Origin of the sequence: Bartonella sp. AP65SXKL (assembly GCF_042195725.1) — a bacterium.
Classification (GTDB): domain Bacteria; phylum Pseudomonadota; class Alphaproteobacteria; order Rhizobiales; family Rhizobiaceae; genus Bartonella.
Map to the genome: position 1 here is coordinate 39211 of NZ_JBHIOW010000009.1, position 25884 is coordinate 65094.

The 25884-nt window shown below is 36.8% G+C and carries 24 protein-coding genes; 9 read left to right on the forward strand and 15 right to left on the reverse strand.

From position 1 onward, the window contains the following. Nucleotides 1–309: 309 nt before the first annotated feature. The 5 genes from ACFIMP_RS06535 to ACFIMP_RS06555 all read left to right on the forward strand — a co-directional run bounded on the left by ACFIMP_RS06535 (nt 310) and on the right by ACFIMP_RS06555 (nt 4638). Complete coding sequence (locus ACFIMP_RS06535) at nt 310–1062, forward strand: transporter substrate-binding domain-containing protein (RefSeq protein WP_375612135.1); 753 nt, start codon at nt 310–312, stop codon at nt 1060–1062. A 464-nt stretch (nt 1063–1526) separates the two neighbouring features. Then, nucleotides 1527–2279 (forward strand): transporter substrate-binding domain-containing protein, encoded by a 753-nt coding sequence (locus ACFIMP_RS06540; protein WP_375612134.1) that lies wholly within the window; start codon nt 1527–1529, stop codon nt 2277–2279. Between the two features lie 79 nt (nt 2280–2358). Beyond that, nucleotides 2359–3081: an ABC transporter permease gene (locus ACFIMP_RS06545; protein ID WP_375612133.1), complete on the forward strand. Its 723-nt coding sequence runs from the start codon at nt 2359–2361 to the stop codon at nt 3079–3081. Continuing rightward, nucleotides 3078–3785 (forward strand): ABC transporter permease, encoded by a 708-nt coding sequence (locus ACFIMP_RS06550; protein WP_375612132.1) that lies wholly within the window; start codon nt 3078–3080, stop codon nt 3783–3785. The genes ACFIMP_RS06545 and ACFIMP_RS06550 overlap by 4 nt, the downstream gene beginning before the upstream one ends. Nucleotides 3786–3864: 79 nt before the next feature. Next, on the forward strand, nt 3865–4638 hold the full coding sequence (locus tag ACFIMP_RS06555; RefSeq protein ID WP_375612131.1) for an amino acid ABC transporter ATP-binding protein: 774 nt from the start codon (nt 3865–3867) through the stop codon (nt 4636–4638). A 20-nt stretch (nt 4639–4658) separates the two neighbouring features. On the opposite strand, the gene lpxB is transcribed toward ACFIMP_RS06555, so the two are convergent. The 13 genes from lpxB to ACFIMP_RS06620 form a co-directional block, all read right to left on the reverse strand. Next, nucleotides 4659–5855 (reverse strand): lipid-A-disaccharide synthase, encoded by a 1197-nt coding sequence (gene lpxB / locus ACFIMP_RS06560; protein WP_375686150.1) that lies wholly within the window; start codon nt 5853–5855, stop codon nt 4659–4661. Then, nucleotides 5848–6720: an LpxI family protein gene (gene lpxI, locus ACFIMP_RS06565; protein ID WP_375612129.1), complete on the reverse strand. Its 873-nt coding sequence runs from the start codon at nt 6718–6720 to the stop codon at nt 5848–5850. The genes lpxB and lpxI overlap by 8 nt, the downstream gene beginning before the upstream one ends. Nucleotides 6721–6722: 2 nt before the next feature. Next, nucleotides 6723–7547: an acyl-ACP--UDP-N-acetylglucosamine O-acyltransferase gene (lpxA, locus tag ACFIMP_RS06570; RefSeq protein WP_375609506.1), complete on the reverse strand. Its 825-nt coding sequence runs from the start codon at nt 7545–7547 to the stop codon at nt 6723–6725. A gap of 24 nt (nt 7548–7571) precedes the next feature. Further along, nucleotides 7572–8039, reverse strand: coding sequence for a 3-hydroxyacyl-ACP dehydratase FabZ (gene fabZ, locus ACFIMP_RS06575; protein ID WP_375686151.1), 468 nt, complete (start codon nt 8037–8039; stop codon nt 7572–7574). 1 nt (nt 8040) lies between these two features. Further along, complete coding sequence (gene lpxD, locus ACFIMP_RS06580) at nt 8041–9087, reverse strand: UDP-3-O-(3-hydroxymyristoyl)glucosamine N-acyltransferase (protein WP_375612127.1); 1047 nt, start codon at nt 9085–9087, stop codon at nt 8041–8043. A gap of 65 nt (nt 9088–9152) precedes the next feature. Continuing rightward, on the reverse strand, nt 9153–11549 hold the full coding sequence (gene bamA / locus ACFIMP_RS06585) for an outer membrane protein assembly factor BamA (RefSeq protein WP_375686152.1): 2397 nt from the start codon (nt 11547–11549) through the stop codon (nt 9153–9155). Between the two features lie 202 nt (nt 11550–11751). Beyond that, complete coding sequence (locus tag ACFIMP_RS06590; RefSeq protein ID WP_375613470.1) at nt 11752–12900, reverse strand: M50 family metallopeptidase; 1149 nt, start codon at nt 12898–12900, stop codon at nt 11752–11754. A 15-nt stretch (nt 12901–12915) separates the two neighbouring features. Further along, the gene (locus ACFIMP_RS06595) at nt 12916–13731 is read right to left on the reverse strand and encodes a phosphatidate cytidylyltransferase (RefSeq protein WP_375613469.1); all 816 of its coding nucleotides are present in this window, start codon (nt 13729–13731) and stop codon (nt 12916–12918) included. A 732-nt stretch (nt 13732–14463) separates the two neighbouring features. Further along, on the reverse strand, nt 14464–15024 hold the full coding sequence (gene frr / locus ACFIMP_RS06600) for a ribosome recycling factor (RefSeq protein ID WP_273790667.1): 561 nt from the start codon (nt 15022–15024) through the stop codon (nt 14464–14466). 37 nt (nt 15025–15061) lie between these two features. Beyond that, on the reverse strand, nt 15062–15781 hold the full coding sequence (pyrH, locus tag ACFIMP_RS06605) for a UMP kinase (RefSeq protein ID WP_273790666.1): 720 nt from the start codon (nt 15779–15781) through the stop codon (nt 15062–15064). A gap of 156 nt (nt 15782–15937) precedes the next feature. Beyond that, a complete protein-coding gene (gene tsf / locus ACFIMP_RS06610) occupies nt 15938–16861 on the reverse strand; it encodes a translation elongation factor Ts (protein ID WP_375612122.1) in 924 nt (307 codons plus the stop codon). Between the two features lie 102 nt (nt 16862–16963). Then, entirely contained in the window at nt 16964–17743 is a 780-nt protein-coding gene (gene rpsB, locus ACFIMP_RS06615; RefSeq protein WP_273788135.1) for a 30S ribosomal protein S2, read from the reverse strand. A 167-nt stretch (nt 17744–17910) separates the two neighbouring features. Beyond that, nucleotides 17911–18747 carry a cell envelope integrity EipB family protein gene (locus ACFIMP_RS06620; RefSeq protein ID WP_375612121.1) on the reverse strand — a complete coding sequence of 279 codons (837 nt, stop codon included), beginning with the start codon at nt 18745–18747 and terminating at the stop codon, nt 17911–17913. Nucleotides 18748–18892: 145 nt separating this feature from the next. On the opposite strand from ACFIMP_RS06620, the gene ACFIMP_RS06625 reads away from it, so the two are divergent. Both ACFIMP_RS06625 and ACFIMP_RS06630 read left to right on the forward strand, forming a co-directional pair. Continuing rightward, complete coding sequence (locus ACFIMP_RS06625) at nt 18893–19354, forward strand: RidA family protein (protein ID WP_375607219.1); 462 nt, start codon at nt 18893–18895, stop codon at nt 19352–19354. A 134-nt stretch (nt 19355–19488) separates the two neighbouring features. Beyond that, entirely contained in the window at nt 19489–19911 is a 423-nt protein-coding gene (locus ACFIMP_RS06630) for an HIT family protein (RefSeq protein WP_375607220.1), read from the forward strand. 7 nt (nt 19912–19918) lie between these two features. On the opposite strand, the gene clpA is transcribed toward ACFIMP_RS06630, so the two are convergent. Beyond that, nucleotides 19919–22270, reverse strand: a complete 2352-nt coding sequence (gene clpA / locus ACFIMP_RS06635) for an ATP-dependent Clp protease ATP-binding subunit ClpA (RefSeq protein ID WP_375613468.1) — start codon at nt 22268–22270, stop codon at nt 19919–19921. Between the two features lie 6 nt (nt 22271–22276). Continuing rightward, the gene (gene clpS, locus ACFIMP_RS06640) at nt 22277–22648 is read right to left on the reverse strand and encodes an ATP-dependent Clp protease adapter ClpS (RefSeq protein WP_375612119.1); all 372 of its coding nucleotides are present in this window, start codon (nt 22646–22648) and stop codon (nt 22277–22279) included. Between the two features lie 234 nt (nt 22649–22882). Here clpS and ACFIMP_RS06645 point away from each other — a divergent pair, with 234 nt between their 5' ends. Next, nucleotides 22883–24232 carry a D-alanyl-D-alanine carboxypeptidase gene (locus ACFIMP_RS06645; protein WP_375613466.1) on the forward strand — a complete coding sequence of 450 codons (1350 nt, stop codon included), beginning with the start codon at nt 22883–22885 and terminating at the stop codon, nt 24230–24232. A 32-nt stretch (nt 24233–24264) separates the two neighbouring features. Then, on the forward strand, nt 24265–24543 hold the full coding sequence (locus ACFIMP_RS06650) for a hypothetical protein (RefSeq protein WP_375612117.1): 279 nt from the start codon (nt 24265–24267) through the stop codon (nt 24541–24543). Nucleotides 24544–25884 lie beyond the last annotated feature (1341 nt).

Below are 25884 nucleotides of genomic sequence, written 5' to 3' on the forward strand. Positions count from 1 at the left end.
ACATTTTGTCCTGTTAAAAGCTGAAATTTTCTTTGTATTTAAGTTGATAGTTTTTCTTTTAAAGATAAATTATTGATTTTTAAATAAAATTATTAAAAATCACCCTATAACCAATAAGAGGTGACTTTCTTTCCTATATTTTTTATTCCCATACTTTATAAAAAGAAATTATTTTTTTGATAATGATATTCAGCATAATGATAGCAAAATGAACACAGATAAATTTTTTACATTGCTCCAAAAGAGCTTACAGATTATAAAAATTCATGATGGTTTCATATTTGCCAGCTTATCTAATAGGAGAACATAATGAAATTATTAGCAGGAGCTCTTATAATAAGCGCGACACTGTTTACCCTATCGGCCAATTCTCAAACGCTGAAAATTGCAAGCGATGCTTCTTATCCGCCATTTAGTTATATTGACTCAAATAACAAACTGCAAGGGTTTGATATTGATATATCTTATGCGCTTTGTAAAAAAATGAATGTTGAATGTACTATTGTCACACAAGACTTTGAGGGGATGATTCCCGGTCTTCTTGCCAAAAAATATGATGCTATCGTTTCTTCCCTTTCTCCTACAAAAGAGCGCTTACAAAAAATTGATTTTACAGATCCTTACTACAACACAGCACTCGCTGTTATCGTTACCAAAAATTCGGAAATTAAAGAAATCTCAACACAAGCCTTTAGAGGTAAAAACCTTGGTGTACAATCAAATACAACACAAGCTGCATATGCGGAAGATCATTATGCCTCTGAAGGAGTTAATATCAAACTTTATCCTACAGCAACAGAAGTTAATCGTGATCTTTTAAGCCATCGGCTTGATATCATCATCTTTGATAAATTAAAAGCATTAAATTGGCTTGAAAATGAAGGAAAAGACTGCTGTCTCCTCTTGGGAACTCTAGAAGAAACAAATTTTCCTATTGCAATTGCACTCCGTCAAAATAATAATGATCTTAAAAACAGTTTTAATAAAGCAATAGAAGAAATCCGCGCCGATGGAACCTATGAGAAAATTATGAGAAAATATTTTACTTTCGATATCAATTAGATAGTACTATGAATTAAAACTCAATCTGTATATTTAAGGGGTATCTTTAACTCTTTATTGAACATGCAGGTATAATTGGAAATTCGGCATTTTTATAAGAAAATTTACATTTATCAAAATAACTTTTAATTGCTCCTTGAGATCTAAACATTTTGTAGAATCTAATGACAACAATAAGGTTGTATTTTTACCGTATCAAAATCTAATTTTTTTATGTTCAAATTTAATAGCCTTATTTTCAAGAAAAATCCTCAGTTTTTACTCATGAAATGATTCAAATCAATCATTTCGTGAAAATTAAGCTATCATACAAGCAATAAGATATTTATTCTTTTTTTATCAATAATGCCCAACATAATGATCTAAAATAAACATCAATAAATTTTTGAATTGCTCCCAAAAAGCTTACAGATTATAAAAACATAATGATTTCATATTGCCCGCTTATCCAATAGGAGAACATCATGAAACTATTAGCAGGAGCTCTTATAATAAGCGCCGCACTATTCACCCAATTGGCTGATGCGAAAACATTAAAAATTGCGAGTGAAGGCACCTATCCTCCCTTCAGTTATATTGACTCAAATAATAAATTGCAGGGACTTGATATTGATATATCTTATGCACTTTGTAAAAAAATGAATGTTGAGTGTACTATTGTTACACAAGACTTCGAGGGAATGATCCCTGGACTTATTGCAAAAAAATATGATGCTATCATTGCTTCCCTCTCTCTCACACAAGAGCGTTTACAAAAAATTGACTTTACAGATCCTTACTACGATACAGCACTGGCTGTTATTGTTACCAAAGCTTCGGGAATTAAAGAAATCTCGACAAAAGACTTTAGAGGTAAAAATCTTGGTGTGCAATCAAATACAACACAAGCTTTCTATGCAGAAGATCATTTTGCCTCTGAAGAGGTGAAAATAAAACTCTATCCTTCCACAATAGAAGTGAATCGTGATCTTTTAAATCATCGACTTGATGTGATCATTGTTGATAAATTACAAGCATTAAATTGGCTTAAAAATGAAGGAAAAGATTGTTGTCTCCTCTTGGGAACTCTAGAAGAAACAAGATTTCCTGTTGCAATTGCAGTCCGTCAAAATAATAATGATCTTAAAAATAAGTTCAATGAAGCTATAAAAGAAATCCGTTTGGATGGAACTTATGAAAAAATTATGAGGAAATATTTTACAAGTGATGTTTATTAAATATCAATATGATATTTTAATGAAACCCGTTGGTTATTGCTAAAAAATATTATCTAACTCTTTCATGAGGAATACAAGAATGATTGAAAATTTAGCATTGCTATCATTTAGCAATGGTGGATGGGGAGCAGTTATACTTTCCAGTGCAGGAATGACTTTGTCATTGGCATTATGTTGTGGACTTCTAGGATTTCCTCTAGGGCTTCTCAATGCAGTGATGATTCGATCCAATATTAAGATGGCCAAAGCTATGGCACGCCTCTTTTCAACGATATTTCGTGGGCTACCAGAGCTTTTAACTTTGTTTTTAGTTTACTACGGATTACAAAGCCTTATTCAAAATTTATTTGACTATTTTAGTTTTGAAATCATGTTCAGTATCAATGCTTTTGTTGCTGGTGTTCTTGCCCTTAGTATGGTTCTTGCAGCTTTTTCTTGTGAAGTTTGGCTTGGAGCATTTAATATTTTTGATAAAGGTCAATATGAAGCAGCTAAAGCTTTAGGACTTTCACGGTCAACCACATTTTTTCGTATTGTCTTCCCTCAGCTCATCCGAAATGCCTTGCCAGGACTTTCTAATAATTGGCTTACTTTACTGAAAGATACATCCCTTGTTTCTACCATCGCGCTTGTTGACCTCATGCGACAAACGAATCTAGCTGTCGCTGCTACCAATAAACCCATGCTATTTTATTTTGTAGCATGCTTACTCTATTTGTTATTTTCAGCGGTTTTTACTGCAATCTTACGCCATTTGGAAACATATACTCAAATAGGCTATAAAAAGGTGCTAAGTCAATGATTCCTGAGTGGCTTTATTTTCTTTTTAATCCTGATCTTTTAAGTCATTATGGACCCAAATTTATTAATGGCTTTATTGTTACTGTTGAACTTGTTTCTATTTCTTGTTCTCTAGGCCTTTTTCTTGGTATGATTATCGCTTTTGCACGTCTATCAGAGAATACATTTTTACAATATTTTGCAAATGCTTATGTCTATTTTTTCCGTGGCTCTCCTTTATTAGCTCAACTCTTTCTTTTTTATTATGGGCTTGGTTCAATGAACAGTTTTTGGCAACAAGTGGGGCTATGGTGGTTTTTTCAAAACGCGTGGTATTGTTGTCTTTTTATTTTTACACTCAATTCTGCTGCCTATCAATCTGAGATCTTTAAAGGAAGTTTTCTATCCGTAACAACTGGACAACGCGAAGCATCAAAAGCTTTAGGTTTAAGCAACTCTGTCACATTTTTTAGAGTTATTCTTCCACAAGCAATGATTGTAGCATTACGCCCCTTAGGAAATGAGTTGATTTTAATGATTAAATCCAGTGCTGTTGCCTCACTTATTACTGTTTATGATTTAATGGGGGTTGCTAAACTCGCTTATTCACGGACTTTCGATTTTCAAGTTTACGTTTGGGCTGCTCTTATCTATCTCTTTATCGTTGAACTCATTCATCGTTTTATTGTTTTTATCGAGCAGCGCCTCACTCGATATTTACGGTAAATAAAATGATCATAAAAAACAGTATCAAATCAAAATGTTGAATTAATCAAGTTCTTCATCAATGAAAGAATAAAATAAGATGAATTTGAAAAATAATAAATCGATCTCTCCCAGTAAAAACCCTGTGATCTCTATCCAAAATCTAAATAAATGGTATGGAAACTTTCAGGTCCTACATGATATCAACTTTAATGTTCAAGCTGGTGAACATATCGTTATTTGTGGACCATCCGGATCAGGAAAATCAACGTTAATTCGTTGTATTAATCAATTAGAACAAGCACAAAAAGGTTCAATCTGTATCCATAACGTTGATATCCATACTGCACCTATACAACAGCAAAAAAATGTTCTTCGTAAGATAGGAATGGTCTTTCAGAACTTTAATTTATTTCCCCACATGAGCGTTATACAAAATTGTATTTTAGCACCTATGACCGTTCAAGGGCTTTCCAAACAACAAGCACAAGAACGGGCAATTCGTTACTTAACGCATGTTGGTATTGAAAAACACTGTGAAAAATATCCTTTACAACTTTCTGGTGGGCAACAACAACGTGTTGCGATTGCCCGTGCACTTTGTATGGAACCCGAAGTCATGCTTTTTGATGAACCAACCTCTGCTCTTGATCCAGAAAGTGTGGGAGAAGTTTTGGAAGTGATGGCTCGATTAGCCGATACAGGGATCACAATGCTTTGTGTTACCCATGAAATGGGCTTCGCACGTAAAGTCTCAGAAAGAATACTCTTTCTAGAAAATGGAAAAATTGTTGAAGATGCAGCCTCTGAAGAATTTTTTACCAATCCTAAAAGCCAACGTGCTTGTAATTTTCTTGCTAAAATTAAATATTAATCATTAAAATATTGCTTTATTTATACAATTTTATTCCTGCTTTTTAAAAGAGTGATAATTGTTTGTGCGCCAACAACCCCCGATGGTACTTCAGTTTTCATTTTCTGTTCTACCATCTCAAAGGAATCAAGTTGTGCCTGTCGCAATAAAGGATTAGCCAAAAGTTGTTCTACCTGTCTTGCTAACATGCCAGGACGGATTAATTCATTCAAATATTCCGAAACAATAGGCTTATCAGCAATAATATTTGGAAGAGCAGCACTCCATAACATCATTTTAGGAAAAATAAATAATTTAGAAAAGAAATCAAGTTTATAGCAAAGAACCATAGGAACTTTTGCTAAGGCTAATTCAAGTGAAACAGTTCCATGTGCAGCAAGAGCAACATCTGCTTGTGCAAAAGCACGCCATTTTTCATCTTCACCAACTACAATTTCTATCTTGCTTTTCCAGCCCTGCACAAAGTCCCGGATTCTATCTACCAAATGAGGTAAGGTTGGTAAAATAATACGTAAATGAGGAATACGTTGTACAAGAATCTCTACTGTTTCTCGAAAAATAGGCATTAAGGAACGAATTTCTGAATTGCGTGATCCTGGCAAAATAACTAATGTAGGCGATAATGTTTGTGTATCGATCAAATTTCTTTGTTCTAATTGGCTTTTTTTTTCTGACTGAACTCTCAAAAGGGGAGGATATGTCAAAAGACGATGTCCAACATAAGTCGTGGCAGGGCCTCCCAAATCTTGCATAATCTTTTCTTCAAAAGGAAAAACCGCTAAAACATGATCAACAAATCCACACATAGCTTTTGCACGCTCTGGCCTCCATGCCCAAACGGTTGGTGCAATATATTTAATGATAGGAATAGAAGGCGCTAAAGCACGTACCTTTTTTGCAATACGATGCGTGAAATCAGGACTATCAATAATAATTAAACAATCAGGTTGTTCTTGTGCAATAAATTTGGATAAATTGCGAATATGTAGCAACAACAATGGTAGTTTTTTCAACACCTCCTTTAAACCTATTAAAGCAATATCATGGGAATCAAAAAAGCTTTTTAAGCCTAATGCCTTTAAATGGCTCCCCCCAACACCAATCAAATGAATATTGCATCCTATCTGTTGTGATAAACAAGAAATTAGATCGGCCCCAAGTAAATCACCAGATTCCTCACCTGAAACCACTGCAATCTTTAAGAAACAATTATTCATGACCAAACTTTTCAAATGTCTCTATAAATAAAGAATATTTGTTGGCTTTTTCTATTGTTGTTTTCACTGATAATATTAGACTTCTATTTGCCTCCACCGCAACACCAGATAAACCACTCTTTGCAATATTCATTATTGTCGCGGGCCCAATTGATGGCAAATCAACGCGATTATCCTGTTGTGGTTTTGCGCATTTTACAAGAATGCCACCTTTAAGGGGAATTTGCCCTCTTTCTCGCATTTCACAAATACGCCACAACATATTATCAGTTCCCTCAGCGCCCTCTAGAGCAACCACCCTTCCTTGGACAACGACAACGGCTTGCCCGATATCTAATTGACCTAAAAGCTTTGCTGCTTCTACTGCTAAAAAAATATCTTTTTTCTCTTTTGGAGTAGCGCGCCGTACTGTTAAATTAAATTCTATGGGAGCTAAAAGATCTGGGACTATTTCGTGAGCACCAATAACACAAAAACCGTGTGCTTCAATAACCCGTATAAAAGCTTTTAATAACGCATCATCTCCCCTCTTCAAAGCTCCGATTAACTTAGGAAGAGCTAAAAATGTTGTCCAGTCCAGTCGCAATTGTTTAAGAAGTGGACGCTTTTTCACACCACCTGCCAAAACAACATTATATACACCAGCCTCTTTTAAAATTTTAACGAGTCGTGCTAGCTCTACAATTGATAGCTCGCAATGCTCATAGCGATAAAGAACAGAATCTGCCTCACCATGCAAAAGCACAAGAAAAGGATTTTCTCCATTCTTCTCAAGAGTCTGCGCAACAGTAATCGGTAGAACACCATTTCCTGCTATAATAGCAGTACGGCCGGAAAGAAAACTTCTGGCTCCCCAAATAGGCATTTTTAATCCTTATGTTCTTTTATTCTAACACCTTCAAATTTTGGTGTGCAATAAAAACGCTTTCCTTCTTCTTTAATAAAATTAACAACTTCAGAAACAGACTGAGAAGAAGAATAGAAAGAAGCAACATCACTGACACGCTCTTTAAATGGTTTGCTATGATCAAAAAGCATAGCAACCGCATGACGGAGTGCATGAATATCTTGACGCTCAAGTCCTGCACGCTTCATGCCAATAATATTGAGTCCAGCAAGTTTTGCCTGCACACCAACAGCTGTTCCATAAGGTATCAGATCACCAACCAGTGCAGATACGCCGCCGATAAATGCATGGTGTCCAACACGAACAAATTGATGAACAGCAGCACCACCACCAATAATCACATAATCACCAATAGTAACATGACCAGCAATCATTGCGTTATTGGCAAATGTTACATGATTGCCTACATAACAATCGTGAGCGATATGCGCATAACAAAAAAATTGGCAATTATCACCAACAACTGTCATTCCTACACTCGAATCGGAACCCCTATGCATTGTTACACCTTCACGAATCGTACAATTCTTACCAATAAAAAGAGTTGTAGCCCCTCCTTTATGTTTATTATTTTGCGGATCTGCCCCCAAAACGGCATGAGAAAATACTTTACTCTTGGCTCCTAACGTTGTCTTTCCCATTATTACAACATGACTTGTCAAACTACATTCATCACCAATAACAGCCTCTGAACTAATATGGCAAAATGGTCCAACGCGTACATTCTCACCAAGCTGCGCTCCCTTCTCCACAAGAGCAGTTGGATGGATTTTCGTACCGGACATTTTTTAATTCCCATCAAATATCGTTTATGCTTCTTCGACAATCATCGCAGCAATTTCTGCTTCAGCGACGCGAACATCTTCTACTTTTGCAACACATGAAAAACGTCTCATACCAGATCTTTTTTTCAAAAGCTGAACATGGATTTTTAGCTGATCACCAGGCATAACCGGCTTACGAAATTTCGCATTATCAACCGTTATAAGGTAAACTAAATTTGTTTGCTTATTGCCTAAATTTAAAAGTGCTATTGCTCCTGCCGTTTGTGCCATAGCTTCTAAAATCAAAACTCCAGGCATAACAGGCTTTGAGGGAAAATGTCCCATAAAATGTGGCTCGTTAATCGTTATATTTTTAATACCAATCGCTTCTTGTTCACCATCAATATCAACGATACGATCAATTAATAAAAATGGATAACGGTGCGGTAATATTGATAATAGTTTTTCAATATCGACAGCCTCTAAGTTTTTAGTTTTTTCACTGCTGATCATATCAGCGTTTCTCCTTTTTAACTTTTCCCATACTGCGCAATGCCGCTACTTCACGAAACCATTGTTTAAATGGTCGCGCTGGACTACCTCCCCATTTTTCGCCATCCGGAATGTCATTCATAACACCACTACGAGCAGCAATCTGAACAGATTTACCTATTATGATGTGATCCGCTACTCCCACACTTCCGCCAAGCTGAGACATATCCCCTATAGATGTACTTCCCGCAATGCCACATTGAGCGGCAATAAGACAATAGCGTCCAATTTTGACATTGTGGGCAATTTGTACAAGATTATCAATCTTGCTTCCTTCACCAATAACAGTATCTTGAAATGTTCCACGATCAATTGTCGTGTTCGCACCAACTTCTACACCATCCTCAATAATAACGCGACCAAGCTGTGGAATTTTCTCGATTCCAGAAACGCCCCCAACATAACCAAAACCATCTTGCCCAATGCAAACACCAGGATAAAGCTGAACCTTATCACCTATTATAGAACACTGAACTGTTACCTTAGGAGCAATATAGCAGTCACATCCAATACGGCAATTTTCACCGATAACAGCTGTGGATGAAATAAGAGTTCCTGCACCAATCTCAACATTTTTACCAATAACAGCTCCCGCTTCAATACACACATCATGTGCCAACTTAGCCGTTGGATGAATATGCGCATGCGATGAAATCCCCTTCTGCCCCAACCAAGGCATTGGCTTGACAGAATCTGGAAACAAAATACGACCAATCTGAGCAAAGTCACGCTGTGGTGTGGATGTCACCAAAATTGCCATAGTTTCGGGAACTTTAAAAACAATCTCATTCGTACACAAAACAGCAACAGCAGAACTGTCCAGTAAAGCATCAGAAAACTTCCGATGCTCTACAAAAACAAGCGAACCTTCCACAGCACTCTCAAGTGAAGAAAGAGTATTGATAACTTTATGAGAAAACTCTGGATTAAGAAGCTTTGCACCCGTCAACTCAGCAGCATTTGCAACTGTCAATCGTCGGGACGGCGTAAAAAAAAATGTATCCGCCATCAAAACACTTTCTCTCCCAGCTTAAGCTATTCTCTTCAAGTTTTTCCTTCTTAAAATCGCTCAAATCAGAACTTCGTAGAAATACCAAAGTTCAATTGTTGCAAACGATCACCTTCCTGCTTCGTTATTGGCCAAGCATAATCAAAACGCAAAGGACCAAACGGAGAATCCCACATCAAACTCACACCTGCAGATGAACGCCAAGCACTTTTGGTATTGGTAACAGACGGTTCACCCTTAAAAACGGCTTTATAATTATTGCCATAAAGCGTGGCAATATCCGCAAATAAAGCACCGCGCAACCCAAATCCTTCAGGCACGACAGGGATAGGGAACTGTACTTCAGCAGTCGCATTCATATATGTCGTTCCCCCCAAGAAATAAACCTCACCCTTACTGGAAACCTGACGCGGACCTATTCCATTATATTTGAACCCTCGAATCATATCAGAATTTACTTTAAACATATCGAAAATACGAACACCATCTCGGCCCATTCCGTGGATATAACCACCCCCAAAGGAAAGCAAACCAACGATATCCTTCTGGTCAGAAAGAGTCTTGTACATCATCGCCTTACCCGTGGTCTTCAAGAACTTTGCACTCCCACCAAGCCCTGCATATTCCTGAAGCAGATGCACGTACCACCCATCATGGGGGGATCTCATATCATCAATCGTATTATAGGTGAAACCATAACTAATTGATGAACGTTTCCAAGGGCTGTGTTTTGCAGCTTGAACAATCGCACCAGAATATTTCCCATATAATTCTATTATGTCACTCTCTTTGTCAAAATCATACTCTCCGCCAAAATCATATTCTTCCTGCACATAAGAATAAGCTACATTAGCAGATAATTGATTATTAATAGGTAACGAAAACCGCAGCGATCCACCTGTCTGCCGTACATCATAGGCTTTATCAGCACGATAAGTACTACGAAAAACATCAACACCAGCAGATAAACGATACCCTAAGAAATAAGGATCAACAAATGATAAATTATAATTACGAGATTTTTCTTGCCCCGCACCTAATCCTAAACGAACATATTGACCACGTCCCCCAAGATTACGTTCAGTAACAGAAACTTCAAGTGACATACCAGGACTTGTTCCCCCTGTTGTATACCCTCCAGAAAGAGAAAGATCTCCTGTTGAAGCTTCAACGACATCTATTACCAAAACAACTTGGTCAGATTGATCTGTAGGAACCATTGAAATATTAACGGCTTTGAAGAAACCTAAACTTTCTAGACGACGTTTTGCCCGCTGTAATAAAGTTTGATTGTAAGCATCTCCTTCGTTTAAATCAATCTCACGGCGAATGACGTAATCACGCGTTTTCTCATTGCCACGTATATCAATACGTTGAATATAAGCACGTGTACCCCGTTCAATATTATATAAAATTGAAATTGTATGATTTGCTAAATTACGATTTCCCCGCGGTTCAACTTTAGCAAAAGCATATCCCGAATCAGCAACTCTGTTATTAATAGTTGCAACAGACTGTTCAATATCTTCTGCACTATAAACATTACCTGGCTGGGTTTTAAGCATCCTTTTCACAGATTGAACGTCAATTCCATCAACATCACTCTCAACCTGAATATCGCTAATTTTATAGAGCGCACCCTCATCAAGAACGAAAGAAATTTTATACGTATTGCTTGCTGCATCAAAAGTTGCTTTAGAAGAGACTACACGAAAATCTGCATAACCACGGTTATAATAAAAGCGACGTAAAGCTTCTTCATCAACAGCGAGGCGCTCTTCACTGTAAACATCACCTCCCAACAACTTCGAAAAAATTCCTGAAGTTTTTGTTGAAATCACATCACGCAAACGACGACTTCCAAAGACATTATTTCCCTTAAAAGTGATATCACCAATCTTTGTTTTTTTCCCTTCAACGACATTAAATACCACATTAACCCGCCCTTTTCCAAGGTTAATCGTTTGAACGTTAACAGTGATATTATTACGACCAAGAGTTTTATAAGCCTCACGAATTGTATTTATATCAGCAGAAAGCTTAGCAGAATTAAAAGGCTCATTCGGTTTTAAAGAAATAAACCGCTTAAGATCTGGGTCTTTAAAAGATTTATTTCCTTGAAACAATATTTGATTGACAACCTCATATTCTTTTACGAATACAACCAATTTATCACCCACCGGATTTATTTTAACATCATAAAATAAACCCAATTCGAAAAGGTTCTTCACAGCACTATCAACATCACCACTGGAAACACCTTGCCCAACCTTAATCCCCATATTGTCTCGAATCGCCTGAGAACTTACAAACTTATTCCCACGAACCTCAATAGAGCGGACTACAGACGCTTGTATTTCTCCGACCGCAGCAATTGACATAAAAACCGTTGCTGGGGCAAACATCCCCATCTTTAACACCAATACAGATGCTGCATTTAAAAACTTTGAATTCGTAGTCATTGGCTTTTTTACCTTACTCTCGTTCCTTGGACATGATGCCTTAAAAGCTAACTGCCATAACAACCTTTTTACAGCGAGACTTTTCATTCCTTAATTACTCATTATAATGTACAACGCCACAACATTTTGTAGACATGGTAAACAACCTTCAATTTGTTTTTGCTATTATTACTTAATTTATAAAGCGTTTTCCATAATTTAATTAGCTAAACCAACAAAAATAATCATTAAAAAAGACAAAGATCATAAAAAGGAGAAGAATGGAAAAACCTAAACGAAAAACGATTCCCTGAATTTTAGCAGATATTTTCCTCCCAGTAATGACCTCAATGACATGCAATAAAAGATGCCCACCGTCAAGCGGTAGAATCGGAAAAAGGTTAATAAGCCCAACACTTATTGAAAGAAAAGCTGCCAAATTCAACAAAGAGATAAAACCTGTCTCGCTCACTTTCCAAGCAATTTTAACGGTTTTAGAAGGTCCACTTAGCCGACAACGATCCTCTTTGCCTCCTATTAAACGACTCATAAAAAGAACGGTTTGAGTGGCGATAAACACAGTACGGTCTGACGCTTTTCTTACAGCTGTTACAAAACCATAGCGAATATGTTTTATATAAGTTGGATCTAAACGTGCAGGATTATTTAAATCAACAGGAACACCTACACCTATCATAGCACTTCGTGTTCGATTACCAAATCCATCATCTCGCTCAACGACTTTCGGGGTAATCATCGTTGTAAAGACTCGCCCCATGCGTTCTATTTTAAACTCTATGGGTTCTCTTCCGTGAAAAGCTACATAATTCATCAAATCTTCAAAGCTTTCAACCCGTCGTCCATCCATTTCAACAAAACGATCACCTAATTCCAAACCGGATTGAAGAGCAGGGCTATCTTTTACCAAAGAACCAACAACGGGCTCAATGGCTACACGACCATAGATAAAGAAAAAAAATGTTAGAATAACAACAGTAAAAAGGGCATTGAAGAAAGGACCGGCAAAAACAGTTGCTGCTTTTTTCCAAGCATGCGCACTAGCAAATGAACCATCAACAATCAGAGATGATTGGGATGATTCCGTATCGATTTTTTCCTCATCCCCAACAAATTTTACATAACCTCCTAAGGGGATAAGTGCTAAACGCCACTTCGTGCCATGCTTATCTGTATAACTCGCTATTTCTGGTCCAAATCCAAGCGAAAAAATTAACGCCTTAATACCACACCACCGACCAATGAGATAGTGCCCAAATTCGTGCACAAAAATGATAATCATAATGATGAAAAGAATACTCAAACTTCTTAAAAGAAAATCACCCATAGTGACGATATGATTTAAAAGTTCCAAACTATCTTCTCCCAATTAGATCATACTAAAAAGATTAAAAGGCGCATCCATATCAGACATAAATGAACCAATTAAATAAAGAAGAAAAGCTGCCCCTACCAATCCATCTATACGATCCATAAAACCACCATGTCCAGGCAATAAAGAACTAGAATCTTTAACAGAAAACCGTCTTTTGAGCCATGATTGCCCTAAATCACTCAATTGTGAAACAATTGACAAAACAAGTGTAAGGAGTGGCACAAAAAAACTGGCTAAATTTATATCAAAAAATCCAAAAGCAACCCATATACCACCGAAAACTCCGACAAATGTACCACCAAGTGCTCCTGACCATGTTTTATTAGGAGAAAATTGTGGTGCTAATTTAGGGCCCCCTAATGCACGTCCGATAAAATAACCACCAATATCTGTTCCCCACACTATCGTAAATAAGAAAATAACAACTTGGAACCCCAACATTTCATGATCCCGTAGAAAGCATAAAGCAACAACAGGAAAAGATGCATATAAAAAACCACAAAAAACCCAACCACTCTTTTTTATAGATATAATAGCTAACACTGTAGCTAAAACGATTAAAACACAAAAAATCAATGAAGCAGATACACTCAATACTAAAAAAAAGCCAAAGATTAAATAAAAGATACTTGCTAATATTTTTTGTAAAATACACCATTTCTCTTTAGTAATACTCATCCACTCATAAAGAACAAAACCGCCAATACACCATACAAATAAAAAAAAGAAGTTTCCTCCCAACCATGTTAGATACAACGCAATAATGCCAAAAACAAAAGCTGTCAGAATACGATAAACCAAATTAGACAAAACAACATCCAAACAATAAAAATAGAAAATACAAGCTCTAAAATTAACGCAAGAAAAACTCCCCTACGCAGTATTTTTATCTCATACCTGTATAATTTCTCTTATAATTTATCATAAATAATTCAGTCTACTAAGATAGCGCTTATGAAACTAATAATCAATGAAAACAGCTTCAAAAATCTCCGTCAAAATTATAAAATATTTTTTTAATATTTTCTCAAATATAAAATGAAAAAGCAGTTACCTCTGCCCCATACAAATTAACTAATATAGGTTTCGTATAAAAACACTTTTCTATCAACTATTCGTCATTAAAAAATGAATTACGCCACATAACATCTGCTTGATCAATTATACTCACATGTTTTATAATGAGAAATAAGAGAAAGGTTAGACTTGTTTTTTTGCATTATATTCTTTCCTCAACCTTCATCTTAGAATATTTGAATAATTTCTAATAATGCTTTCATTATGCATTTTAACAAAGACGTGCTCAACTAAAAACCCGCACCATGCTGTTAAATAGTGTCTCCCAGCAAAGGGCATGATTTATCACGCAGACTAAAAAATTAAAACATCTGCCCTTTCAAATCAGTCTCTCCCATATCAAAATGATAGAACACCTTCCTGCATCACACCTTGCTACCACAGAGCACACCACTCCCCACAATTATCCCTAGAAACAATTTACAGGCTGGGAGTAAATATCCTTTTTCTAGTGACAAAATCGTCTTAAACGTGCATAATTTCAGATTCTTTTACGGCTAAAATTTTATCAATATCAGCAATAGTTTCATCCGTGAGTTTTTGAACTTTTTCAGACAAACTATGGGCTTCATCTTGTCCAATTTCACCATCTTTTTCTAACTTTTTCAAATTGTCCAGACCATCCCGACGAACATGACGTGTAGCAACACGCGCTTGCTCTGCATAGTGATGCGCAATTTTTACAAGTTCTTTACGGCGCTCTTCATTCAATTCAGGCAAAGGAATACGTAGATTCGTACCATCAGTTATGGGATTTAAACCAAGACCAGAATCGCGAATAGCGCGCTCTACAGCTCCGACCATCGTTTTATCCCATACAGAAACAGAAAGCATCCGAGGTTCGGGAACAGAAATATTAGCAACCTGATTTATATGCACAACAGAACCATAAGATTCAACGGTCAACGGTTCTAATAAACTGGCCGATGCACGTCCAGTCCGCAAACCACCTAATTCATGTTTAAAAGCCGTAATGGCACCATCCATGCGACGTTTCAGATCATCCATAATTGATGTAACATTCATATTTCTGTCTCCTTCAATTGTCCTTTGAAGCTTACCCTTATTCCGATACTATTGTAAAGCGTCCTGTTCCATTCAAGACCTTAGCCAAACCGCCTTTTTCATGAATGGAATACACAATAATCGGTACATTGTTCTCACGTGCTAAAGTGACCGCCGTTGAATCCATAACAGATAATCCCCATTGCAAAACTTCAACATGTGTTAATTGGTCAAAACGCTTAGCCGTAGGGTCTATTTTTGGATCTGCTGAATAAATACCATCAACTTGTGTTCCTTTAAGAAGGACATCCGCACCAATTTCTGCTGCACGTAAAGTAGCAGCAGAATCAGTGGTAAAAAATGGATTTCCTGTACCACCTGCAAAAATAACAACTTTTCCCTGATTCATATAAGCTATTGCTTTACGTTGCGAGAAGCTTTCACAAATTTGTGGCATAGCAATCGCAGAGAGTACAACAGTTTCAACCCCTAATTTTGTCAAAGATGTTCGCAATGCTAAAGAGTTAATAGCAGTTGCAAGCATTCCCATATGATCACCTGTCACTCGGTCCCCACCATGCGAAGCAACAGCAACGCCACGAAAAATATTTCCCCCACCGATAACAACCGCAACTTCTATCCCCATTGTGCGCACTTCTGCAATATCAGCGGCAATACGGTCTACAACAGAAACATCAATGCCAAAATTCTGCCCTCCCATAAGAGCTTCACCAGAAGCCTTTAAAAGAATACGTTTATACGGAAGTGCTAATGCCATTCATAATCTCCCCAAAAGCACATTTATTTTCGCTTTTGACACCACGAAGGGCACCACTTTTTTCACGTGACGCCCTCTCAACAATTACATTGTTCCCCTCAGAGATTCTACAACCAACGATATGACTTTAAATCTCTGTTCAAGAGTTTGCAATAACTAGCCTTTTACAGCAGCAGCAACCTCTGCAGCAAAATCAGACTCCTCTTTTTCCACACCTTCACCTAATGCAAAACGAATAAAGCCTGTAATTTTTGCTGGAGCACCAATTGATTTCTCAGCATCCTTTAAAGCGGCCTCAACAGTTATATCAGGATTCATAACAAAAGCTTGAGAAAGCAAAACAACCTCTTCAAAAAACTTACGCATACGTCCTTCTACCATTTTTTCAATGATATTTTCAGGTTTTCCAGACTGACGTGCTTGATCTGAAAAAATTTCTTTTTCTCGCTCAACAGCAGCAGCATCAACATCTTGTGCTGTAAGTGCTAATGGATTGGTTGCCGCAATATGCATCGCGACCTGCCGACCAAAAGCAAGAGCAGCCTCTTTATTTCCTGTTGTTTCAATCGCAACCAAAACACCAAGTTTTCCAAGCCCATCAGCCACACTATTGTGTATATAAGTCGCAACAACACCATTCTCAACAGACAATTTAGCGGAACGACGAAATGTCATATTTTCGCCAATTGTACCAATTGCATCTTTAATCGTAAGCTCTACAGTCTTCTCAGAACCTGGATAAAGAGAAACAGAAACAGATTCAACATCCCCTAGCGTATCTAAGGCAGCAGTTGCTACTTTACGCACGATGTCTTGGAATCCATCATTGCGCGCAACAAAATCTGTTTCAGAATTAATCTCAACCAAAACTGCATGTGAATCTTTTGATACGACTCCGATTAATCCCTCAGCTGCTGTACGACCAGCCTTTTTATCTGCTTTAGCTATTCCTTTTTTACGAAGCCAATCAACAGCAGCTTCCATATCACCATTGGTCTCTGCTAGGGCGGCTTTACAGTCCATCATACCAGCGCCAGATAGTTCTCGAAGTTCTTTTACTTGTGCAGCAGTAATGCTCATATTTGCCTCTTTATTTTATAACAGTGAAAGCGTGCAAAATCCCTCTGCACGCCTATAACTTCTTCTTTAGACAATAAAAGTACCTTAATTAGGCATTTTATATTATTCAGAAACTTCTGAAACTGCATTTTCTTCCAAAATAGGCTCCACAGGTGCATCAACTTGAGCTCCTAAATCGATACCCATTGCTCCTTGCTGGCGTGCAATACCATCAAGAGCAGCACGGGCAAAAAGATCGCAATAAAGAGAAATTGCACGTGAAGCATCGTCATTACCTGGTATTGGATGTGTTACGTCATCGGGATCACAATTGGTATCAATAATAGCAATCACTGGAATACCTAAACGCTTTGCTTCTTGGAGTGCAATATTTTCTTTATTCGTATCGATAACAAAGATAAGATCTGGAACAGAACCCATATCTTTAATACCACCAAGCGCACGATTAAGCTTTTCACGATCACGTTCAAGATTTAAACGTTCCTTTTTAGTAAAGCCTTGCGCTTCAGCAGCAAGAATTTTGTCAAGCTTCCGCAAACGATGGATCGAATTGGAAATCGTTTTCCAGTTTGTGAGCATGCCGCCAAGCCAACGTGCATTAACGTAATACTGAGCGGAACGATTCGCCGCATCTGCGATAATGTCAGATGCTTGCCGTTTCGTACCAACAAAGAGAATACGACCACCACGCGCTACAGTATCTGAAACAAGTTTAAGTGCTTGGTGTAAAAGTGGAACGGTCTGAGCAAGGTCAATAATATGGATATTATTACGCTGACCATAAATATAGGGAGTCATTTTGGGATTCCAGCGATGAGTCTGGTGACCAAAATGCACACCGGCTTCTAAAAGCTGGTGCATAGTAAAATCGGGTAGTGCCATAAATCTTATCCTTTCCGGTTCAACCTCCGCGGAAAAAGCAGGAAGACCTGCTACCGGCGGATGCTTGCTAGAAGTTTCTCACAGATCATTTGCAAACACCCAGACTCCGCGTGTGGAATAGCGCAAACATACTAATATTTGATTCTTTTTCAAGTTATTTTCTTTAATCATTTAATATTTGCATTTTCACATTGATTAAGATCTTTTCCAAGTTCCAAGAATTCGAGACTGTTCAATTTTGCACGCACTGAAAAAGTTCCATAATCTATATGAAGATCACGCATGACACCATTCTCATGTAAGAGAAAACTGCTACGATAAACCGGCAAACCATCTTTATTTTCTCCATCATCAAAATAAGAAATTGTAACAGGCCAATATTCTTCTTCATCCAATTTTCTTACTTTTTCCGTTTCGCTATCAGATAAAAGCGTCTTCTTTTCCCCTATGACGATACTTTCTTTTATAACTTTATCTGCTTTATTTGTCCCATCAAATACAGTAACATTGTAAAAATGATCTCCTGCTTTTGCATGGCGGATAATATTTTTTAGTTGCATCATTGGAAATTCAGCCATTGCAAGCTTATACTCTTTTTCCTTTGGCTTTTTTAAGGTAACTGTGATACCATCTTGCGTACGCTCCGCAACCCCCTCGGCACGATGCACAACCTCTTCTCCCTCTTGATCTGTAATATTAAAACGAAATGTACGGCTGTCTCCTGTTTCATAACTCGTCGTCTGTTGATCCGTCAAACGTACTGGCATATCTTCAATGTGAACACGGCTAATGAAACGAAAACGTGTGCTATAGCCTTGGCATGCCGAACCAGTAAGCTCGTAAACCATTCGTCCTGACATCGCAGAAATTGTCATTTCATGAGAAACACTATCGAGATGAAAATCATAAATTGCTCGATGAGGCACAATAAAAATGCGCTCTTCAGCTCTCGCAGTACATAAAAAAACAATATATAAAATTATTATAAATAATGATCTAATCATTCCCAACTTCCGAACTTTATCCCCGTTGCATAACATCATACAATAAGGCAAAAAAGGTTAATTTCTCAATTAACCACACATTTTCTTAAATCAAAAAATAGATTATGCAATGAATATATTATAGAGCAGCTATGGAGTTAAAATTATGACCAATATGATTGAAAAAAACTTAGAAAAATTCGGAATCACTCTTCCTGAAGTAATCTCCCCCCTTGCCAATTACATCACCACTTCACAAAGTGGCAATCAACTCTTTATTTCTGGACAACTCCCTCTTATTAATGGAAAACCAATAGCCATCGGTAAAGTTGGTGCAACTGTGAATACCGAACAAGCCCAAAAAGCATCTGAAGCTTGCGCTCTCAATATTCTCGCGCAACTCAAGGCAACTCTGGGTGACTTAAATAAAATAAAACGTGTGGTCAAAATTACTGTTTTTGTGGCTGTAGATTCTCATTTTACCGATATTCCTTTTGTTGCCAATGGAGCTTCTAATTTATTCGTCAATATCCTTGGTGAAATTGGAAAACACGCCCGTTCTGCTATTGGTGTTGCCTCTCTTCCTATGGATGTTCCTGTAGAAGTTGAAGCCATCATAGAAATCTAAACCTTCATTAAGACAGTGCATTATCCTAAATATAACTGAAGTCAAAATACTTCTTTGTCTTACACTCTGATAAACCTTGCATTTTTTCGTTTTTAAATTAGAATCTTAAACTTACGATAAAAGGAAATATTTGTATGAAACAAGCTTATGACAATAACAATATTTTTGCTAAATTGATTCGCAATGAAATCCCTTCTGTTCGGGTCTACGAAGATGATGATGTTATTGGATTTATGGATATCATGCCACAGGCACCAGGTCATACGCTGGTCATTCCTAAAAAAGGCTCTAGAAACTTACTTGATGCAGATCCTGAAACATTATTTCCTGTTATTAAAGCTGTTCAAAAAATTGCAAATGCTGTCAAAAAAGCCTTTCAAGCAGATGGCATAACTGTCATGCAATTTAATGAAGCAGCTAGTCAACAAACCGTCTATCACCTTCATTTTCATATTATACCACGTATGGAGGGAATAGAGCTTACCCCTCATAATGATATGGTAACGCCTCCAGAAATACTTGAAGAGAATGCAAAAAAAATTCGTGCAGCTTTATAACACACTCTTAAGTTGTTGTGCTTTTTTTTCCTACACGTTTTTTTGTAAAGTTTTCCATTTTACTTTTCTTTGAACTTACAGATATATCGGAAGATGAAATTTCTAACTGTAAGCTTTCTTTTTTACCATTTGATTTTTGTGTCAATACGCGAACGGTACCACCATTGCGTAACTTTCCAAATAAAATTTCATCAGCTAATGGCTTTTTAATATATTCTTGTATAACACGCCCTAATGGGCGTGCTCCCATCTGAGAATCATATCCTTTATTAGAAAGCCATAAAGTTGCAGAAGGGCTTAATTCAAAACAAATTCCCCGATCAGCTAATTGTGCTTCAAGCTGAAAAATAAATTTTTGCACTATCTGATTGATGATTAAATGAGATAAAGGTGCAAACGGAATAATTGCATCTAACCGATTACGAAATTCTGGTGTAAATAACCGATTGATTGCTTCTATATCCTCACCATCACGATGTACTTTCCCAAATCCAATAGCTGATTTTGCCATATCTGAAGCACCAGCATTGGTTGTCATAATCAAAATAACATTGCGGAAATCAATTTTCTTACCATTATGGTCTGTTAATCTACCATAATCCATTACCTGCAATAAAATATTAAATAACTCTGGATGCGCTTTCTCAATCTCATCTAGCAATAGAACTGCGTGAGGTTTCTGATCAACGGCATCTGTAAGGAGACCTCCTTGATCAAACCCTATATAACCTGGAGGTGCTCCGATTAAACGTGCTACCGTATGCCGTTCCATATATTCTGACATATCAAAACGCAATAATTCAATGCCTAAAGATGATGCAAGCTGTTTTGCAACTTCAGTTTTTCCTACACCTGTTGGTCCTGAAAATAAATAACTTCCTATTGGTTTATCCGGTTCGCGTAAACCTGCTCGCGCCAATTTTATGGATGAAACTAAGACGGAAATTGCCTGATCTTGACCATAAACAACATGTTTGAGTTCTCTTTCAAGCTTACTCAGTATCTTCTGATCATTCCGGGAAACTGTTTTTGATGGAATTCTTGCAATTGTAGCAACAGTCGCTTCAATTTCTTTAACACCTATACTCTTCTTGCGTTGTTTTTGTGGCAAAAGCTTTTGCGCTGCGCCACTTTCATCAATAATATCAATTGCTTTGTCAGGTAACCTACGGTCAATTATATAACGTGAAGATAATTCTACAGATGCCTTCATCGCCTGATCTGTGTATTTAATCTGATGAAAATCTTCAAAGTAAGGCTTCATCCCCTGCAAAATCTTAATCGCATCTGTAACAGAAGGTTCATTAATATCAATCTTCTGAAAACGACGCTCTAAAGCACGATCTTGTTCAAAGAATTTGCGATATTCTCTGTAAGTCGTCGAACCAATACATCGCATAGTTCCAGAAGATAACACAGGTTTCAAAAGATTTGCTGCATCCATATTTCCCCCTAATGTCGCTCCTGCTCCAATTAAGGTATGAATTTCATCAATAAATAAAATAGCATCTGGATACAGCTCAAACTCTTTAATAACTTGCTTTAAGCGTTCTTCAAAATCACCGCGATAACGTGTACCTGCAACAAGTCCCCCCATATCAAGAGAAAATATTGTTGCATTTGATAAAACTTCAGGCACTTGCCCATCAACAATACGCTTTGCCAACCCCTCAATTATAGCTGTTTTCCCTACTCCAGGATCACCAACCAAAAGCGGATTGTTTTTTGACCTTCGACATAAAATCTGTATCATGCGTGAAATTTCTATTTCACGGCCAATTAATAAATCAATTTTTCCATTACGTGCTTTACAATTGAGATCAACACAATAATTCGTTAAAGCACTTGTTCCTCTTTCACCATTATCCGAAATCTGCTGATCTAATTGCTCTTCAAGTCCTTCAAGTAACATGGATAACCCATCATCACGCGTGACACCCTGTGAAATAAAACGTACAGCATCGTAGCGTGTCATTCCCATCTCTTGAAGAAAATATGCTGCATGGCTTTCACGTTCAGAAAAAATTGCAACAAGAACATTTGCCCCCGATACTTCATCTTTTCCAGCTGATTGTGCATGAATCACCGCACGTTGGATAACACGCTGGAAAAAAGCTGTAGGCTTTGTATCCTCATCAGCTCTAATCTGTTCATCTAACTCTGAGCGAAGATAATTGGTTAAGCGCTCTCGCAATTCCTCCACATCTACTTGGCAAGCCTGAATAACGGAATTTGCATCGGCATCATCTAACAGCGCAAGTAGAAGATGCTCTAGTGTTGCATATTCATGCCGTGCTTGAGTAGCAATTGTTAATGCACGATGCAAAACCTCTTCAAGACTAGGTGTAAAAGATGGCATAGCTCCTCACTTCCATTCCATTACACATTGTAACGGATGTTCATTTTGACGCGCACATTCCCTCACTTGTAATATTTTCATTTCAGCGACTTCATAAGTGTAAGTCCCACATTCTCCTATCCCATTGTGATGAACATTTAACATTATCCGCGTTGCCTCTTCGAAACTTTTTTTAAAAAAGTTCTTCAAAACGAAAACAACAAAATCCATAGGTGTGTAATCATCATTAAGCAAAAAAACTCGACATAATTTAGGTTTTTCGAGTTTTTCTCTAGCCTTAGGCATTATAACCGCACCATGCCTACCTTCATCCCAATTCTTGCCCTTTTCATTATGCATAATATGAGCTATAGAGTTTATTATGAGCATCTGTCCCATTATCGTTTTCCATGCAGCACATTTTTATTAATTTTAAATTCTTTCATAACTATTGCAATACCTGTTTGTATTAGAAAAAAATTTCCCTCTATGGTTAGACTTCAATCACTCACTCATAAAATAACTTCTGTAAACAAATTAGTAATACCATTCGTCTAAACTGCATCAATAAATTACAGAAAAGGAAGCTTTATAGAAGTTTTTTAGGATAAATGGAGAAATAGGATACTGCAAGTGTATATTAATTATCAAAAAATTATGCGCTACTGTAAAACAATAGCAATTTCTTTTGTTATGTTAGCTTTTTCTTACTGTTGGGCATCCGCCACACCTCAAGGCGCCTATCCTGATAAGTATGCGGCTATTGTTATAGATGCTACTACGGGAAAAACTTTATTTCAAGCCAATGCAACACTGAAACGTTATCCTGCTTCTTTAACAAAAATGATGACATTGTACTTACTCTTTGAAGCTATGCAGATGCGTCGTGTGACACCAAATACACCAATTCCTGTTTCACATTATGCAGCAATGCGTCCACCGACAAAAATTGGATTTAAAGCAGGCCAAACAATTTCTGCAGAATCAGCAGCTAAAGCACTCATTACAAGATCCGCAAATGATGTTGCTGCTGCCATTGCAGAATATCTTGGAGGTAGTGAAAAAAAATTCGCTCAAATGATGACAGTAAAAGCTCGTAAACTTGGCATGAAACATACACATTTTGCAAATGCTTCAGGACTTCCGGATGTGCACAATTATTCTACAGCACAAGATATAGCGACTTTGTCATTAGCTTTACGTAAACATTTTCCCAAACAATATAAATTGTTCAAAACAAAAAGTTTTAATTTCCGTGGACATAAAATTAACAGCCACAATAAACTTGTTAAAATAATGAAAGGTGTCGATGGAATTAAAACAGGCTACACACAAATGTCAGGTTCTAATTTAGCAACTTCGATGCGTCTTGAGGGGCGCTCTATTGTCGCTGTTGTTATGGGAGGTAAATCATCTACTGCACGTGACGAGCATATGGCTAGCTTATTGAATCAATATTTGCCCAAAGCAAGCCAAATGAAAAGTGGTGAACGTTTAATAGCTTCTGTACGCTATCACTTACCCACTGGGGCCAATACTCCTATACCGACCATTAAAGCTGATTCAAGTAATTTTGACGATGAAATTTCGACTATGTTGACAGCATTTGCAGAACAACCTAAAAACTCCAATATCGCAATAACGGCTGTCAATAAGGTAATTATACCAATACCGAATCCTCAAAAAACTATACCGGCTGAGACTCATAAAATTGTAACAGTCTCTTTGTCCGAAAATGCCGGATGGGCTATCCAAATTGGTTCTCTTCCTAGTGAAGAACAAGCAAAAACTCTACTTTTAAAAGCAAAAAATATAGCTTTTTCTACTTTAAAGCACGCATCTTCACACATGCAACTGTTTGAAAAAAATGGGCGGCGTTATTACCGAGCGCGCTTTACAGGGTTTCAATCAAAAAAAGCTGCATTTGACGCTTGCTCTACATTAAAGAAAGCAAATTTTAACTGCTATACTGTAGCCTACTAAAAATTTTTGAATTCTGCGTTAAGGATAGTATTATGACAGATAATGCTTTTGCTTCATTCCATAAAAAAGAAGTTTTATTGAAGCAATCATCCCTCCTTTCATTGCGTTCTCTTCACGATGCTGCCGCAAAACTTACTGGTTTAAAATATAATTCTACTGCATTAGATACACAGTCTCTTGTTAACCTTCTCATTTGCCAAACAATGCGCAACCGTCGTCTCATAATGCCTCCTGTACGCATTCATTTACGCGTTGCGAGCCAAACTGGTAATGTGCCTATTAAAATCCGTTTAGGAGCAACAAATATTTAATTCTACAGACCCTCTCTAAAAAATTATTTTATTATTAACCATTATCTACAGCCTTAGAAAACCTTTTGATAAACATACTTTTTTCTTAAATTGTTGAATTTTCTGACAGCTTTTCCAACTATCCAATATCTCCAAGCTTTCAATAAAACATTGTTAAGGACATAAAAATACCCAATATTTTTCCACTTTTTGGATTTAATATAAAAAATTATCCTTGATATCTTTCTGGAAAAAATGAATAGCTTCATTAGATGAAAGCTTATCATTTGGTGGGATTATTGTAAAAGTTCAATAAAGAAAATCCCTCTTAATAACGCTCCCTATACAACATAAACGCTGTAAAAAAAACAATCTCACTTCTCTTACTTGTATTTATGTCAACAGGCACAGAAAATTGGAAAATACAAATACTATCGATGAAAAAACGTAAATAAATTATCAGATTAAATATTATGATAACGATTTCCATAAGATTTTAATTTATAATTATAATTTATTTTTTGTATATTGAACAAGAGATTTTCGTAAAATACTCTTATTTTACTTCTTATATTGAATCAGTCAAAATCGCTCGCTTGCTCATCACGAGCAAAATTGACATATAAAGCATTTACAAAAGGAATCAAAGTATCCCTTATGAATCATTTCAAGTACTAGGATCTTTTGTAATATTGAAAGTTGAAAAAAGGATGATAGTGCTGGTTTTCTCCCTTTATAAATAAAGATGCTAATACTCTATAGATTTTATACCATTCATGGAAAACTTACATTATATTATTCATATGCAAGATACTGATTTATAAAGATAATTAATTATTTTGTTTGTTAGATGAGAATCTCGAATATCGTAAGATTCTCTCATTTAAAATCTGTTTATGTTGAATCAATCAAAACCGTCTCTTGCATGTTATGAGCGAGATTAGTGTGTAGCGTGAAACTGTCCCAAAAAGACTAAAAATGCCTATAATGAACCGTTTCAAATGCCAAGTGCTTTAGTCCCCCTGTACAGAGGGGGGCTCTGGTAAAGTGTGTAACCATGCCAGCGTACTTCTTTTTATTAAGCATAAAGATAGAGACAGCTCAATGGATTTAGCGTTATATCATTCACAGGTACCATCGCGAAATGAGCTTGGGGGGAGGCCTGAGAGATATTTTTTTAAAACGAACTCACGAACGCGTAACACGACAATGTTCTATCGTGTGCATTCTATTCTCATGAGAATTTTTATAAATATTTCTTAATGTATACGTTATTATTTATTTTAATTTTTTTGTCGGTACAAAATTTATAAATAAAAAAGATATTTCCAATATATCTCTTAATTATTGTAAATTAGTGTT

Coding starts and splice junctions, on each gene's coding strand:
- ACFIMP_RS06535 (WP_375612135.1), top strand. CDS start 310: ATGAAATTATTAGCAGGAGCTCTTATAATAAGCGCGACACTGTTTACC.
- ACFIMP_RS06540 (WP_375612134.1), top strand. CDS start 1,527: ATGAAACTATTAGCAGGAGCTCTTATAATAAGCGCCGCACTATTCACC.
- ACFIMP_RS06545 (WP_375612133.1), top strand. CDS start 2,359: ATGATTGAAAATTTAGCATTGCTATCATTTAGCAATGGTGGATGGGGA.
- ACFIMP_RS06550 (WP_375612132.1), top strand. CDS start 3,078: ATGATTCCTGAGTGGCTTTATTTTCTTTTTAATCCTGATCTTTTAAGT.
- ACFIMP_RS06555 (WP_375612131.1), top strand. CDS start 3,865: ATGAATTTGAAAAATAATAAATCGATCTCTCCCAGTAAAAACCCTGTG.
- lpxB (WP_375686150.1), bottom strand. CDS start 5,855: ATGAATAATTGTTTCTTAAAGATTGCAGTGGTTTCAGGTGAGGAATCT.
- lpxI (WP_375612129.1), bottom strand. CDS start 6,720: ATGCCTATTTGGGGAGCCAGAAGTTTTCTTTCCGGCCGTACTGCTATT.
- lpxA (WP_375609506.1), bottom strand. CDS start 7,547: ATGTCCGGTACGAAAATCCATCCAACTGCTCTTGTGGAGAAGGGAGCG.
- fabZ (WP_375686151.1), bottom strand. CDS start 8,039: ATGATCAGCAGTGAAAAAACTAAAAACTTAGAGGCTGTCGATATTGAA.
- lpxD (WP_375612127.1), bottom strand. CDS start 9,087: ATGGCGGATACATTTTTTTTTACGCCGTCCCGACGATTGACAGTTGCA.
- bamA (WP_375686152.1), bottom strand. CDS start 11,549: ATGACTACGAATTCAAAGTTTTTAAATGCAGCATCTGTATTGGTGTTA.
- frr (WP_273790667.1), bottom strand. CDS start 15,024: ATGAATGTTACATCAATTATGGATGATCTGAAACGTCGCATGGATGGT.
- pyrH (WP_273790666.1), bottom strand. CDS start 15,781: ATGGCATTAGCACTTCCGTATAAACGTATTCTTTTAAAGGCTTCTGGT.
- tsf (WP_375612122.1), bottom strand. CDS start 16,861: ATGAGCATTACTGCTGCACAAGTAAAAGAACTTCGAGAACTATCTGGC.
- rpsB (WP_273788135.1), bottom strand. CDS start 17,743: ATGGCACTACCCGATTTTACTATGCACCAGCTTTTAGAAGCCGGTGTG.
- ACFIMP_RS06620 (WP_375612121.1), bottom strand. CDS start 18,747: ATGATTAGATCATTATTTATAATAATTTTATATATTGTTTTTTTATGT.
- ACFIMP_RS06625 (WP_375607219.1), top strand. CDS start 18,893: ATGACCAATATGATTGAAAAAAACTTAGAAAAATTCGGAATCACTCTT.
- ACFIMP_RS06630 (WP_375607220.1), top strand. CDS start 19,489: ATGAAACAAGCTTATGACAATAACAATATTTTTGCTAAATTGATTCGC.
- clpA (WP_375613468.1), bottom strand. CDS start 22,270: ATGCCATCTTTTACACCTAGTCTTGAAGAGGTTTTGCATCGTGCATTA.
- clpS (WP_375612119.1), bottom strand. CDS start 22,648: ATGGGACAGATGCTCATAATAAACTCTATAGCTCATATTATGCATAAT.
- ACFIMP_RS06650 (WP_375612117.1), top strand. CDS start 24,265: ATGACAGATAATGCTTTTGCTTCATTCCATAAAAAAGAAGTTTTATTG.